This is a genomic window from Marinomonas pollencensis (assembly GCF_003387375.1).
Classification (GTDB): Bacteria; Pseudomonadota; Gammaproteobacteria; order Pseudomonadales; family Marinomonadaceae; genus Marinomonas; species Marinomonas pollencensis.
The window spans coordinates 1-15,101 of sequence record NZ_QUNG01000004.1 but is presented as its reverse complement, the minus strand read 5'-3'; the positions used below and the strand labels follow the sequence as shown (position 1 = coordinate 15,101).

General features: G+C 42.5%; 12 protein-coding genes. 9 read left to right on the top strand and 3 right to left on the bottom strand.

Features of this window, described 5'->3' with window-relative positions; all coding sequences use genetic code 11:
• Positions 1-64: 64 nt before the first annotated feature.
• The gene (locus DFP81_RS06890; RefSeq protein ID WP_220342864.1) at positions 65-1,066 is read right to left on the bottom strand and encodes a TRAP transporter substrate-binding protein; all 1,002 of its coding nucleotides are present in this window, start codon (positions 1,064-1,066) and stop codon (positions 65-67) included.
• Positions 1,067-1,447: 381 nt separating this feature from the next.
• Between DFP81_RS06890 and DFP81_RS06885 the strand changes: the two genes are divergently transcribed.
• The 8 genes from DFP81_RS06885 to DFP81_RS18655 all read left to right on the top strand — a co-directional run bounded on the left by DFP81_RS06885 (position 1,448) and on the right by DFP81_RS18655 (position 11,611).
• Positions 1,448-2,932 (top strand): carboxypeptidase M32, encoded by a 1,485-nt coding sequence (locus tag DFP81_RS06885; RefSeq protein WP_115897040.1) that lies wholly within the window; start codon positions 1,448-1,450, stop codon positions 2,930-2,932.
• Between the two features lie 69 nt (positions 2,933-3,001).
• Positions 3,002-4,201 carry an NADH:flavin oxidoreductase/NADH oxidase family protein gene (locus DFP81_RS06880; RefSeq protein WP_115897039.1) on the top strand — a complete coding sequence of 400 codons (1,200 nt, stop codon included), beginning with the start codon at positions 3,002-3,004 and terminating at the stop codon, positions 4,199-4,201.
• A 450-nt stretch (positions 4,202-4,651) separates the two neighbouring features.
• Positions 4,652-5,239 (top strand): cytochrome b, encoded by a 588-nt coding sequence (locus tag DFP81_RS06875; RefSeq protein ID WP_181903054.1) that lies wholly within the window; start codon positions 4,652-4,654, stop codon positions 5,237-5,239.
• Between the two features lie 806 nt (positions 5,240-6,045).
• Positions 6,046-6,372 (top strand): gamma-glutamylcyclotransferase family protein, encoded by a 327-nt coding sequence (locus DFP81_RS06870; protein ID WP_115897037.1) that lies wholly within the window; start codon positions 6,046-6,048, stop codon positions 6,370-6,372.
• 416 nt (positions 6,373-6,788) lie between these two features.
• A complete protein-coding gene (locus DFP81_RS06860) occupies positions 6,789-7,694 on the top strand; it encodes a DMT family transporter (protein ID WP_115897035.1) in 906 nt (301 codons plus the stop codon).
• Positions 7,695-7,971: 277 nt separating this feature from the next.
• On the top strand, positions 7,972-8,451 hold the full coding sequence (locus DFP81_RS06855; protein ID WP_115897034.1) for a GNAT family N-acetyltransferase: 480 nt from the start codon (positions 7,972-7,974) through the stop codon (positions 8,449-8,451).
• 491 nt (positions 8,452-8,942) lie between these two features.
• Positions 8,943-10,829, top strand: coding sequence for a methyl-accepting chemotaxis protein (locus DFP81_RS06850; RefSeq protein WP_115897033.1), 1,887 nt, complete (start codon positions 8,943-8,945; stop codon positions 10,827-10,829).
• Positions 10,830-11,233: 404 nt separating this feature from the next.
• Positions 11,234-11,611, top strand: a complete 378-nt coding sequence (locus tag DFP81_RS18655) for a GFA family protein (protein WP_484172075.1) — start codon at positions 11,234-11,236, stop codon at positions 11,609-11,611.
• Positions 11,612-11,740: 129 nt separating this feature from the next.
• Here DFP81_RS18655 and DFP81_RS06845 read toward each other — a convergent pair whose 3' ends face one another.
• Both DFP81_RS06845 and DFP81_RS06840 read right to left on the bottom strand, forming a co-directional pair.
• Complete coding sequence (locus tag DFP81_RS06845) at positions 11,741-12,616, bottom strand: MYG1 family protein (protein WP_115897032.1); 876 nt, start codon at positions 12,614-12,616, stop codon at positions 11,741-11,743.
• A 250-nt stretch (positions 12,617-12,866) separates the two neighbouring features.
• Positions 12,867-13,769, bottom strand: a complete 903-nt coding sequence (locus DFP81_RS06840; RefSeq protein ID WP_115897031.1) for an AraC family transcriptional regulator — start codon at positions 13,767-13,769, stop codon at positions 12,867-12,869.
• Between the two features lie 180 nt (positions 13,770-13,949).
• On the opposite strand from DFP81_RS06840, the gene DFP81_RS06835 reads away from it, so the two are divergent.
• Entirely contained in the window at positions 13,950-14,900 is a 951-nt protein-coding gene (locus DFP81_RS06835) for an SDR family oxidoreductase (protein WP_115897030.1), read from the top strand.
• The last annotated feature ends 201 nt before the right edge of the window (positions 14,901-15,101 follow it).

Here is a 15,101-nt window from a genome sequence, read left to right as displayed (position 1 = left end):
ATGAAAATACCCACTCCGTGAACCTATGGGTTACGGAGAGGGTAAGGGCTTCCAGCGCAAGGTATTATTTGTTACGAATTGCCGTCAGCAAATCCGTCGCATTTAAGCTTGCGGCATAGTTATCTTGAACGGGTTTTACCATCTCAAGCAGTTTTTCACGATTGGCAAAATCAGACACCATAATTTGCCCCGCGTCTGCCATTTGTTTCAGCTTGATCGCATCTTCACGAGACTCTAACTCACGGCCATAATTACCGGCTTCTTTACCTGCTTTCATAATGGCGGCTTGAAGGTCTTTTGGTAGTTTGCGGTAACTTTTACCACTGAACACGATAGGGCGAACGGTAATAGAGTGGGCTGTTTTGGTCAGGTAAGGAGCCACTTCATAGAATTTTAAGTTTTGAATACTGGCCGCTTCGTTTTCCAGGCCGTTTACCACACCGGTTTGAATGGCGTTGTACACCTCGTTGTAGGAAATTGCAGAAGGCGCTGCGCCAATCGCATTAAACACTTGAGCCTGAATAGGGGCGCCCATTACACGCATTTTGTGGCCAGCTAGCTCTTGCATATTAGAGATTTTTTCACTGGAAATTAGGTTGCGTGTTCCGCCGCCTGCGTAACCCACAATGACAATATCGGCTTTTTCAGACAGCTCTTTTTCCAACGGTGCTAATACATTGCTCGACAGTACCGCATTCCAATGGTCTAGATCGCGAAATAAAAACGGCATATCCATGAGCGGAATAGAAGGCGCAAAGCGTGCCATGTTAGACGGCGCTAAAATGGTGTAGTCAATGGCAACACCTTGGTTCAAAAAGGTTACGTAATCTTTTTCGACGCCCAGCTCACCATTAAGACGTAAATCAAAAGTCACATCGCCGCTGTAATATTGGCCAACGAGTTCATCGAATTTCATCAAGGTTTTAGTGAAAGCGTGTTGTTCATCAAACATGCTGGCACCACGTAGTGTGGTGTCTGCATTGGCAGAAGTAGCGAGTGCGGCAAAGGCTGCACCAACCAATGTGGCTTTTGCGATTTTCTTTAGGTGTCTATGTAGGGTCATCATTTTTTTTATCCTTATTATATGATCTGATCCAAAAAATCCTATTTGTTATACAATAGTACTTAATGGGGTGAAATAACTATATTTAAAAAAATCCACCTTGTCTATGCGTATTTTTTGCTCAATTTTTTCATTTCTTTGTAGCTTCGCTGGTTTGTCACTAGGTGGTGCGTCTATCAGAAACTGATTGTTAAATAATCAACTGGTTACTCTATAAGGTAGCTGGTGGCTGGCGTTATGGAAAAGAATCAGCGGAGATAATGATTTAGCGATGCGATTTGATTGTGATGAGAATCTATCCCAGTTAGAAAGCATGTAATATGATGGCAAGATAAACGCCGTTTAAACGAGCAAACTCTGTTGCTAATGAAAAAGAAGAGAGCCATGTCTACATACGATCAACTTAGTGCCCATTACCAAACCATTCATCATTTTAACCACGCTCAAGCCATGCTTGGCTGGGACGCCGCGGCCAATATGCCAGCTGGTGGCAATGACGCACGCGCCGCTGCGATGGCGGAACTGTCGGTTCATGTACACAGATTATCTACCCAGCCTCAGCTGGAAGAGTGGTTTGCTAAGGCGGCACAAGAAACATTAACCTTCGAACAACAAGCTAGTCTGCGAGAAATGAAACGCCAATGGCAACAGGCTGCTTTACTGCCAGAAGCTTTAGTGCAAGCGCAATCCATGGCGGGCTCTAAATGTGAGCATGCATGGCGCGCACAACGCCAAGACAATGATTGGGCAGGCTTTGAGAAAAACTGGAAAGAAGTTGTAGCCCTTTCAAGAGAAGAAGCGCAAATCCGTGGCGCCGCGCTAGGATTAACTCCGTATGACGCCATGCTGGATAAATTTGAGCCTGGCACCAGCAGCGCCTCGTTAGATATTTTATTTTCCGATGTGAAGCTTTGGCTGCCAGATCTGATTGAAAAGGCGTTAAACAAACAGCGTTCTGAATCCATCATCATGCCTACTGGCAACTACTCAAGCGCTACGCAAAAAGCCCTTGGCCTTGAAGTCATGAAGCTGCTGCAATTTGATTTTGAACGCGGTCGTTTAGACGAAAGCGTGCACCCATTTTGTGGTGGTGTAGCATCGGATGTGCGCATTACCACGCGCTATGACGAAGCTGATTTCGTGCAAGCTTTAATGGGCATTGTTCATGAAACTGGCCACGCACGATACGAACAAGGATTGCCAAAAGCCCTAGCAGGATTACCCGTAGGCGAAGCGCGCTCCATGGGCATTCACGAATCCCAATCTTTGTTCTTTGAGATGCAAGTAGGGCGTAGCAAAGCTTTCGTATCGCATTTGTCACGACTTTCAAAAGACGCTTTTAACGCACACCAAGACCCTGTATTTGCCGAACAAAATCTACAGAAAATCTACACTCGTGTGGACAAAGGCTTCATTCGAGTCGACGCCGATGAGCTCACTTACCCAGCGCACGTGATCTTACGCTATGAAATAGAACGCGACCTGATTAACGGCTTCATTGAACACACAGACGTGCCCGCCTTGTGGGACGAAAAAATGAAAGCGTCTCTTGGTCTCTCCACTAAAGACAACTACAAAAACGGCTGCATGCAAGACATTCATTGGACCGATGGCGCCTTCGGTTACTTCCCAAGTTACACCCTTGGCGCCATGTACGCCGCCCAATACAAAGCCACCATGACCAACACCGTTGACTGCGACGCCGCCATCCAAAGCGGCGACCTAAGCCCCATCTTCCAATGGCTCAGCGATAATATCTGGTCACAAGCCTCGCTTCATACCACAGATGAACTGGTCAAACGCGCCACCGGCGAAACCCTAAATGCCGCGCATTTTAGAAAACATCTAGAAGGGCGCTACTTAAAATAAGCCGAGAGTATATTAAAGGGGTCAGATCCCTTTACATTAAAATTGTTTAAATTAATTTGAGAGAAAAGTATGACGCAAGCATTAATCAACAATGAGTTATTGAACCGACCATTGGAACTTCCTTGCGGAGCCGTCATTAAAAACCGCCTCATTAAATCAGCCATGTCAGACTCTCTCGGAGATGGTGAAGGTAATGCTACTGAAAGCCAAACTCGCCTCTATGAACGATGGGCAAAAGGCGGTGTTGGCTTATCAATTATCGGGGAAGTACAAATAACGCCTGAATATCCTGAAGCGCCGGGTAATTTGGTATTAGATCATCATGCAGATTACGACGCGTTGAAAGCATTAACCGCCCGAGCATCTGTTAATGATGCTCATATATGGCCTCAATTAGGTCATGCCGGTGCATTGGCGTATGAGCCACTTAGCCAGGCAAAAGGCCCATCAGCCCTTAAAATAGGTGAATTCGAGTGTTTGGGCATGTCAGAGGAAGATGTATCTCAACTACCAGAGATGTATGCAAAAGCAGCGAAAATCGCAAAAGATACGGGTTTTACTGGCGTACAAATCCATGCCGGCCATGGTTTTTTATTGAGTCAGTTTTTGTCACCGCTGTTTAATCTTCGCACAGATCAGTACGGCGGTTCTGTTGAATCTCGTAGTCGAATTATTGTAGAGATTATTGATAAAGTTAGATTAACCCTTGGTGACACGTTTCCCATTGGCATCAAAATAAATTCTTCAGATCAGTTAGAAGGTGGTTTGACTGAGCAAGAAGCGTTAGAAGTCGTACGTATTCTAGATACAACCTCGATTGATTTGATTGAGGTAAGCGGCGGCTCGTATTTTCCGGGCGCAAAATCAAGCTCCGATAGTACATCAAGTGGTCCGTACTTTGTCGATTTTGCTGTTAAAGCAAGAGATATCACCACTAAACCTTTAGCGGTTACTGGTGGTTTTAAGAATCGTGAACAGGTATTGAATGCACTGGCTTCTAATACGGTCGATTGCGTTGGTTTAGGTCGTGCTCTCATCCTCAACCCAGAACTTGCGGAGGAGTGGACAACAGGCACTGAAACACGGCTCAATTTTCCAACATTTGAATCACCACCGAGTGGTGGTGTGACAGCCTGGTACACCATGGCATTAACATCGATAGCTAATGATAAAGAAAGCGACGCGGAGCGGGATTTATCATCAACGATTCAAACATATGAAGGCCGTGATAGAGAGCGTGTTACTAGGTGGCGAGCCAAATTTCAGTAAAGCTTTTCCTATGATCTTAAAGGGGGCAGATCCCTTTAAATAGAATCTAATTGCAAAATTAAGGCCGCTAGGTAGGCAATTCATGATAGAAAAAATCAATAAGCAGAAAGGTTATTTTTAAACGAGTCTATTGTTTTCTTGTTTAGCTATTTTGAATCACCATATTTTTCCCAGTTTACACTGGTATAAAATAAAAATCGCCTTAAGATCAATGACTAATGATTCAGTTTTCTGCGATAGTAGACTGAAGATAAAAGTGATAAAGCACACACTCGTTTAGCTAGTTTTTAATTTTTTGATGGCTTTATAAACTGAATATAATTCAGTGATTTATAAAGGTATTTGGAGAGTTGTAAAAATTCGTACTATTAAGCTTTTATGTCACTGCGAGAAAAAGTGACTTTGAATGGATATCAATGCCTAATAATTTACATGTTGAATGAGAATGAAATGATAAAAAATTCTGAAAGGACTTATGGCAGTATTGCTAAATGGTTTCACTGGATTGTAGTTTTTTGTTTTCTCGCTGCTTATGTGATCATATATTATAGAATTTGGTTTTTAGGCAATGACGATCCCCTATATCGCCCTAGCTTGCATATACATGCAGCCATAGGTTTTAGCGTCATTCTTTGGGCTTCTTTTCGTATCGGGTGGAGGTTGATGAATCCCCAACCCAAAATGTCAGTCATGCCAAAATGGCAAAGTTATACTGCTCACTGGATGCATTGGATTCTCTATTTCTTTATGTTTGCAATGCCAATTTCGGGATGGTTTGGCTTCGGTGGTTCAGTTGACTATGGAATCTTTCAGATACCCACTTTTCGTGAAACAGGGATAGGGCAGTGGATTCTGGAATTGTTCAATACCGAATGGGATATCTGGGAAAAGAAATGGGATTTTTTCCATCAAGACATTAGTGGAGCTTGGGTGCTTTGGCTGCTAATTGCTACGCATGCTAGCGCAGCGCTATATCATCACTTCGTACAAAAAGACGATACGTTAAAACGTATGTTGCCAGGCAAACTAGAAAAATAAGGCAAATTTAAAACACCAGGTTATAGAATCGGGTGTTTGAAAAAATTAAGCTTTATTTTCATCTGATCCCTTTAAATTCCAGATGTCTGCTGGACGAACATGATTGTCTTATGCGTTTGCCTAAAAAAGAGCGGCCAATAACTTATGCCTGCATAAATACTACAGTCAAAATACTGCTTAGGGTCGAGCCCCTTTTTGCCCTACAGGTCTTATTTTAGCCAGAAAACTACTTCAAAAAGGGCTTTGACCTGACCTCGACCTCACAGCTAAATCATCAACAGCAGCTAATCCAGCCCAACTGGCGTTTCTCTTTGAAACTGCCGCCTACCTCATCGAAAACACCGATTGAGCTTGCTTAAACGTAGGCCAGAATGAATGGAGGCACGACGGGAATTTGGCAATGAAAGCCACGGTTTCACAAAGATTTGTTACCGCAAAGACTCTATGAATACGAGTATGAGTTTCTTCCCCTTTTTTCTTCAAGGGGAAGACGGAAAATGGGGGTATTTCTAAACGAATCTATTGCTTGCTTATTTAGCCATTTTGAATGGCTATATTTTGCGTGTTTACACTGGAATAAAATAAAAAACCGTTTTAAAATCAATGGCTAATGATTCACAGTGCAGAGATAAGAGGCTGGGGATAAAAGTGTAAGCGCGCATGCTCGTTTAGCCAGTTTTTAATTTTGTGGATAGCTTTATAAAATTCTTAAAATCATTTAGTTATAGGAATGTTTAGAGGTTTTTTAAAATGTGTTAATGAGTATGCGCACTAAGTAAGATGTTAGCTGTCGAGGAGATTCTTAAGTGAAAGAAAAATTATTTGTATACGGAACACTAGGCCTCGGTCGTCCCAACGAGCATGTACTTAGTGATATTGGTGGTGCATGGGAGACTGCAAGCGTAAGGGGAATTCTGAAGGATAAAGGTTGGGGAGCAGAGATGGGGTTTCCTGGACTTGAACTGGATGAATCAGGTAAAGAGATTGAAGGTTTTGTGTTTACCTCTGAAAATCTGGCAGATCATTGGGCTAGTCTTGATGAGTTTGAAGGAGAGGCATACCAGCGGGTAATAACAAAAGTACTGTTAAAAAATGGACGAACAATATACGCGAATATATACACACTACGTTAAAAGTAGAATGTGGTAGCAGCTAACAAGCGCAATCACACGGGTCAATTTTCCACTGCGCTCCAAATTGTCCGGTGTTGCGGGCGCTATGGCAGACCACAGGGTAGAAAGCACAATGGACTTTGGAATTACTAAACGCCACCTAACCAAGACAGGCATACTAAAAAACCAACGCCACCTAACCAAGACAGGCATACCAAAAAACCAATAAAAACAAAGCATTATTTCGTTTCCTCTAATCTTATCTATGCTTAATCTGTGTGCTTTCAAGCAGGATCAGCACCCGAGTGTCTAAAGAGAGACTTGATCTTAAATCTGACTTTGAAGAAAGTGGGCATTAAAAACATCAAATAAGCGGGAGTTTGTCGGGTACACTCTTTCTTTATGTATACGGTAAGAATGCTAATTGGATCAATCATATGGCTCATAACAACACACCTACTTTAAAAAGCTGGTTTTCTCTGCTGTTACTCATTCTGCTGTGGGGAACGTCATTTATGTTTACCGCTGTCTCACTGGAAAGCTTTAGTCCTGTGGCTATCGTCGCTCTTAGAGTCTTGATTGCAGCGATTGTTCTTACTCTCTTTATGTATGCTAAGGGTTGGCGCTTGCCTACGGAACCCTTGGCTTGGGGGGGATTTTTGTTGCTGGGTATTGCGGGTAACTTGTTGCCATTCTTTTTGATTTCCACCGGACAAAAGGATATTAGCTCAGGCATTACTGGGTTGTTGATGGCATTTATGCCGCTGGCGACCATGATTTTGGCGCATTATTTTGTCTCTGGAGAAAGCCTAAATCGCTTTAAAATCTTCGGTTTTTTGCTAGGTATTACTGGCGTGGTGATTGTGCTTTGGCCGTCATTAGTAGGCGCCCACAGTAACTTACTCAGTGGTTTATTGATTTTACTCGCTACGTTTAGTTATGCGGTAAATGCCATTTTGGTGAGGCGATTACCTTCTTATAATCCTGTTGTCACCGCGGCTGGCATGACGATTGTTTCGAGCATTGCTGTCGTGCCATTGTGGCTCTGGCAAGATTTACCGTGGCAACAAAGTTATTCTTTAAAAGCCACGTTATCCATGTTGTGGTTAGGGGTTGGACCAACAGCGTATGGCACCATTATTTTGTTTAGCGTTATCGCCACGGCAGGTCCGACCTTTCTTTCGTATATTAATTACGTGATCCCCGTCGTAGCGTATTTTACTGGCGCGCTTCTTTTGGGCGAAAGCATTGAATGGCATAGCCTAGCGGCGATGTTATTAATAATTCTAGGGATAGCGCTAACACGCAAGCGGGTTGCTGATCGAATACCGCAACCAAGATAAATATAGTAAAGCAGTCCGCACCCTTTATCTATGATGTGGTTTTATCAGCGGGGCGTTATGATATTGAATATGAAAGTAATGTTAAGTGTATTAAAAAACACCGAAACTCTATGCTGTAGAAAGAAGAAATACTTCTACTTTACTGATTAGTAAAAATTCGATTTTGAAGGTGATGAAGGCTGTATTTTATACAGATATATAGTATTAAATAACTCTGAGGGTTTAAGTCTTATTTTTGTACGTTTTATAAACAATATTATTCGGTATTAAGGTTGCTATGGATATACAAAGCTACTTGTCAAAGAGAGCGAAGGAAATTGCTGACTTATTTTATCAATCAGTTCATGCAATTGATTCTTCTGTCTATTCACCAGAGCTAAAAGACGCTTGGGCGCCTACGCCGGTTAATTATGAGCGTTGGATTAAGCGATTAAACGAAAAAAAACCGTTTTTAGCAGTCATTGAAAATCGTGTTGCTGGTTTTATCGAGTTGGAGGCAGATGGTCACATTGACTGTGTTTATACCCATCCTGACTTTCAAGGGAAGGGGGTGGCATCCACCTTGTATGAGCACTTGCTCAAGGAAGCAAAATCTAAAAATATCAACCGGTTGTATGTTGAAGCATCGCTCATTGCTCGGTCGTTTTTTGAGCATCGTGGGTTTTCTGTGATCAAGCAGAGTAAAGTACAAAGAAGCGGTATTTACTTAGTTAATTTTTTAATGGAAAAGCACTTAAGCCCTAATAATCAAATCTAACCATCCGCTAGCCTGTTGTCAGATTAGAAAGTCATGTTTCTGATCCTGTAAACGGATCATAAATCTGACATTACTTTTCAATTTTTATAGCCGCCCACACCTTCACTCCATATCGCTGGAAGCTTTCAATTTTTTGTAAATAATGAAAGCAAAGTAATGAGCCTAGCGCTAAGCCAGCTAATGCAGCATATTTTTATTTCCTCGAAAATAGTGAGTATTCAATAGGTATATACGATTGCCAAGCTATCGAGTTTGTGAATAGATTTGACCCTATTATTAAATTGTTTATGTGAATTTTTGTGGGGTAAAATTGCCCAAAAACGACTGCCTACAGGTGCACAGATTTGACAAGAAACTGATCACTATAAAATTTACTAATGGTCTATTTTCTGTAAAGAAAGCAACATACAATTATACTGCACATATCATTCGTCACTTAAATAACCTGCTAGTGATATAAAACGACAATTGACATCTACTTGGTAAATAATATGACAAAAAACCGTGCTTTATCCCTTAGATTTAAAATTTTCTTACTCCTTGCCATCAGCTCTATCCTTGTCGGAGGTGTGGTAGCCAGTTTGAGTTACACAAAAATCAATCAGGTTTCTAAGGAAAACAGCTTAGAGAAGCTGGTTAACAATAGTAGAGAGATTTCCTCTTCGGTTGACTTCTATGCACGGTCAGTCAAATCATCACTGAATTTTGCGGCTAATGTTTATGACATAGAAGCAAATTACACAGAGCGCAAGGCGTTCCTTGAGGCGTTAAATTCCAGTACGAATTCACTTGTTTCTTACATTGGATTGGTAGCAAAAGGTCTTGCTGATATAACTGGAGAGCTGATACCACTGTCTAAATTAGATATCACCAAGAGAGAGTGGTATCAATGTGTACTGAGTACCGGCCAGTTCTGTATCACTACCCCTTACAAGTCTATCAACGGCAATATGGTGATTGCTTGGGCTGAGCCGATTAAGCGTGATGGTCAGATTATCGGTATGATGAGCGTCAACAAGCCGATGAATGATTTGTCAAAATTGGTTATTGACCCTATTCAGGACAGCGCCTACCAAACATCTGCTTTTCGAAAAGACGGCTTTATTATTGGTAGCAGCAATCAAGAGGAGGTCGGCAAGAATATTTTTGATTTGACAGGTAGCAACGAACAACACTATCAGTCTTTGCTGAACCACATCGTTTTACAAGATGGCTTTTATCAGTATCTGGTTTACTCTGAAGACGCAAAGCTTTACGTGAGCGTTCAGGTTCCAGAAGAGTATATCCTCGCAGCGGCAAGAAGTGCGGCGATTAACTCGATCATTGCTGCAGTGGTAGTGGTTTTACTTGCTCTGTTGTTTGCTAACTTCTTCTTGCGACGAGCACTTGGCATTCCACTAGAGAAAATGACCACAGTCGCTCAGAACATTGCCTCCGGTAACCTGAATAACAATATTGATCTGAGTAAATACAAAAACGATGAAATCGGCACGTTAGCGCGTTCATTTTCCGGCATGCAAACGTCATTAAGTGAAACCGTTAGTCAGCTAAACCATTCTGCTAAAGAGCTAGCAAATGCGTCAGGTCTGGTAGTAAGTACTTCTCAGCATAATTCCATGAGCATGCAAAGTCAGCAACAAGAGCTGTCTACTCTGGCCTCATCAATGGAGCAGATGCAAGCTAGTGTGAATGAGATTGCTCAAAGTGCCGCGGAAACCCAGACGGTAACTCAGAACGCAACAGACATCTCCAGCGAATCTCTGACCCTAGTTGACCAGACGATAGACTCCATTCGTTCTGTCGAGATAGAAAATAACGGAATTAAATCAAAAATAGACGGGTTAAAAGAGGACAGCACCCAGATCAGCAGTATCTTGGATGTGATAGTCGGGATTTCTGAGCAGACGAATTTGCTGGCATTGAATGCTGCAATCGAAGCGGCAAGGGCGGGTGAACATGGTCGTGGTTTTGCTGTGGTCGCTGACGAGGTTAGGAATCTAGCCCAGAAAACCCAAGAGTCATCTGAAGAGATCAACTCGATGATCAAGACAATCCAAGGAAGAAGTGATGAGCTGACTACAGCGATTGAAGGCAGTGCCAACAAGATAGGTTTTGCCGTTGAGAGCTCAGATAAAGTGGGCGATGCTATCGGGAAAGTCAACGCGGCAATTCAGGAGACCTTCAAGATGAACACCCAAATAGCCAGCGCCGCTGAAGAGCAGAATCTTGTCACCCGTGAGCTGAACAGCAATATAACTGCGATCAATGACTCCTCTATTTCGGTAACCAGTGAGTCGGCCCAGACGGTAGAAACGGCATCGACGTTAAATGATATTACCGGCAAGCTAACAGATATCACCAAACGCTTTACGGTTTAGCGACAACGGATAGAAGCGCCCCTGTAAAAGCAGGGGCTACTTTCTTCCTCAACAACTAACGCCAACAATAACCGACATAAAGTCAGGTCCCTTAAATTAGCGTCCCCTTTCAGTAAGAGAACGCTGTAGGGGTAAGGGAGGCTGTATTATTTATAATAATGCAGCCGTTTTACTGCATTTCATGGCTAATTTGGCCAAGATTATAAACGCCTTTTTGGTGAAACCCCGAGTCAAACAATTAACCGCTTCCGGCCACACTAATTTAACCAAATAACTAGGACAGGCATACAAAAAACCTCGATATTACTGGGTTTTAACTGTGCCTGTCCTACATCAGTTTGTGAAAGTAGTTGACTGTTTCATCTGTGTTACATAAAAAGTATCAATAGCTATTGTTCGGTGAAATGGTAAAGGGAATCACTCATATGTTCGAAGCAACTTGTCATTGTGGCAATCTATCTTTAACAACAAGTAAAGTCCCCGACACTATAACAAGCTGTAACTGCTCCATTTGCTATCGAATAGGTGCACTGTGGGCTTATTATACAGTGGACCAAGTCATGATTGCTGAGAAACTGCCATCAAATGTTTATGTGTGGGGTAATCAACTTCGCAGTTATCACAGTTGCTCAAAATGCGGCTGCACAACGCATTACACGCAACAAAGAGATGATGGTACAAAGAGAGTCGCTGTGAACATACGTATGGCAAACTGGGCACTGTTTAACGATATACCCATCAGGCATTTCGATGGCGCAGACAGTTTTAAGTACCTCGACTAACAAACCAGATTAAAAACAGTGGCCTATCTAGGGGGTTAGTAGGATAGGGGTTAGTAGGACAGGCATGCAAAAAACCTCGTAGTTACTGGGTTTTAAGGGTGCCTGTCCAACAATGGTCTTTTTTAAGGGTTAATAATCCAACGCCATTTTTGCCATTTTCATAGTATTTTCAAACGAGGCACAGCCTGCGATAAACAAGCCGTTATGGCAGAACATGGCATCGTTTAATCCTGTTACGTCTTGCAGCTCTTTATCAGACAAACCTGCCCACGGTGCAGGGAGTTTTTTACGGTCTTCAAATGAGCCAAGCTCAACAGGCACGGTTTGTATCCGCCATTGCCCTGTTTGGGACGGGTAGACCATAAACAAGGCGTCTTGTGATAACTTAAGGACAGTGGTTTTCCATGGCGTGTATTGTTCTAATACTATTACTCTTGGGTCCGCGGCTTTTTCTATGGCGTTGGCAACTATGCTTCTAGCGTTTACGCCGCCACTTGCAGTTGCAATGAATCGAGTGAGTATACGCGATGCAAAAGCAACGGCTTCATCAAAACAGGCATCAAAATCGCTTTCTTCCTGCCATGTAGGGTTAAACATTGAGATGGTTTGACTCAGGCTAATGCCTGTTGCTACGCCTTCTACGTGTCCGCAATCTATTGCATCTATGGTGGATACTAAGTTTTTATCCAATGAATTGGCGACCTCTTGATTGCCTGCGCATATTGCTAGGCCGTACTTTTGCCAGATCAATCCAAATGAAGAAAATGGAATGCCATTTTCTCGTGCCCCTGCGCCGCCTTTTTGGTGATGATCAAAACGGTCTTTTTCTGGGTCGTATATCCCACCTACATCTAACACAATGTCGGCTTTGGCTATGACGTCTAAGTCTCGTGTGCGTATTAATTCTATCGATGGAAAAATCTGTTTAAGCGCGGCTACCGCAAATACGTCGTCTGCGTGAAAGTTGCCATTGTGCGTTGCGATTACTTGAACTTGCTCGGTCATTCTATAGTCTCTTTAATTGGTATCAATTCACTTAACAGCACACACGTACTAAAAATCGGGATTTTACGGGGTTTTGATGTAGGGGGACACCGTTCATTTCGAAATAGTCGAACATCTAAGACAGGCATAGATAAAAGCTAATAAATACAATGCGTTAGATTTTACTGTGTGCTTTCTTAATGCTGTGAGAGTGAGCAGAGCGAAATATCAAGCATTGTTACTTTAGTGGGAGGCAAATACTTTGTTCGTGTTACGGATGATTGGGCCTAAGTTTATCTTCATTTTGTACTTGGCTCCATTGCTTTGGTGATAAGCCATACATTCGTTTGAACTCTCGGCTAAATTGTGACGGGCTAGCATAGCCCACTTCCATGGCAGCAAGGTTCACATTGGTGCCTTCAGCAATTTTCTTTGCAGCATTGTTAAGTCTCATTGATTTGACGAATTGAATGGGGGACATATTGGTTGCTTGCTTGAATTTACGATGGAACACAGCCCGACTCATGCCTATTTGTTCCGCCATGCTTTCGATCGTGACTGTTTGATGTAAATGAGCGGATAGAAACTCAATTGAGCGGGCGATTTCATTACCCACACCAAATGCACTGCTGAATGACTTACCTGCTTCACCTTTTAATATCGCGTAGTAAAGTTCGCGTAACCGGCTTTTTCCGAGTATCGGTAAATCAATAGGGCTTTCATCCAGCTGTAGCAGGCGATACAGCGCATCCGTAAAGTTGTCGTCCCAAGACGCTGTTGATAGACCTTGAGGCTGTGTGGTGTTTTTAGAAATACGAAACGCAGCAGTTGAACTGGCTAACTCCAAGACAAGTTCCGTCATCACACTGGTATCAAGTGCAATATAAACCCCTATTAATGGGGTGTCTGGTGAAGCGTTCGGGGTGCCTGCTTCAATGGGCATAGACATGGTACAGCAGATATAACGATTGTCGTCGTAGAAGCGCTTTTTACCATCCACAATAGCTTCTTTGTTACCACAAACTATCGCCGTCACTGAGGGTTCATAAACGGCGGGCGCACAGCGAATAGGCTCTGTGATTTTAAATAAGTGCACACCTTTTATACCGCTGTCCATCATGCCGCTTGTGTTTATTTTGGCATTAATGAGTTGTTCGATTCGTTGTTTGCTCATCGCTTCATATACGTTAGCTAAAAAGAGAATGATAACCTAACACTTCTTCTTTCCTGAAACAAAAGACTGATACAAATAGGCATATTTTAAAGAGTATTTCGCCTATTTATATCGATTTTTTGATCTTATAGTGCATCTATCTGAATTGAAGTATTTAGCAAAATATACAGGAAGATAGAGATGACAATGCAAAAACAATTTGGTCCTAAAGGCTGGACACCTGACAATTTAAGTGCGTTAACCGGAAAAACTTATCTGATTACCGGGGCCAATACGGGAGTGGGTTTTCAGGGGGCTCGCATTTTGTTGTCTAAGGGGGCGAATGTTGTGATGCTAAATCGCAGCGCAAGCAAGTCTGAAGTAGCTATTGAAAAGCTGAAAAAGGAATTTGGTAGCACAGCAAAAGTGAGCTATATCACGATAGATTTAGCCAAACTTGATTCCATTCGACAAGCGGCAACAGAAATATTGGAAAAAGTTCCTAGCATTGATGCGCTGATATGCAATGGTGCTATTGCACAAATTGCCAAACAACAGCTGACAGCCGATGGTTTTGAAAGTCAGCTTGGAGTGAACCACTACGGCCATTTTTTATTGTCTGGCTTACTCTTCGAACGAATCGAAAACTCACAAGGCAGAATTGTGGTTGTTTCTAGTGAAGGCCATAAGATGGGCTTAAGATGCATTCAGTTTGATGATATGAATTGGGATAAAAACTATCACCCCAATAAAGCCTATAGCCAAAGCAAATTGGCACAAACCATGTTTGCTTACGAGTTGCAGGACAGAATCAAAGCCGCTGGCAAAGCAGTGAAGGTGTATGTGTGTCATCCGGGGGCATCAAAAACCTCTTTGATCAGAGAAAGTGCTAGCTTTATGACTCGAGCTTCTTGGGTATTTATGGTGAAGATTGGACTCGCTCAAACGGCTGAAAAAGGGGCTTACCCTGAAGTAATGTGTGCTACCCAAGAGGGGTTGGAAGAGCGAGCTTATTATGGTCCTACAGGGCTGATGAATTTTGGCGGGCCTGTTGATGGCAGCAAAATTGAACCCTTTGTATTAAATAAAAATGCACAAACCAAGCTATGGGCACTTTCTGAAAAAGAAACATCCCTAAATTGGCCGATTTAATGAACCAATCACCAACAATTACTTAGACCAATTACTAAGACAGGCATAGAAAAAAGGCTGTAAATACGTAGCTTATAGACTTTTCCGGCTTGTTTCTCATCTTTCTTCTATACTTAATCTTTGTTTTCTCAAGGAAGAGGAACGGGATTATGCCCATGCCCAGAAGTCAGCAGGTTTGCTTAGACGATACCCCTTATTATC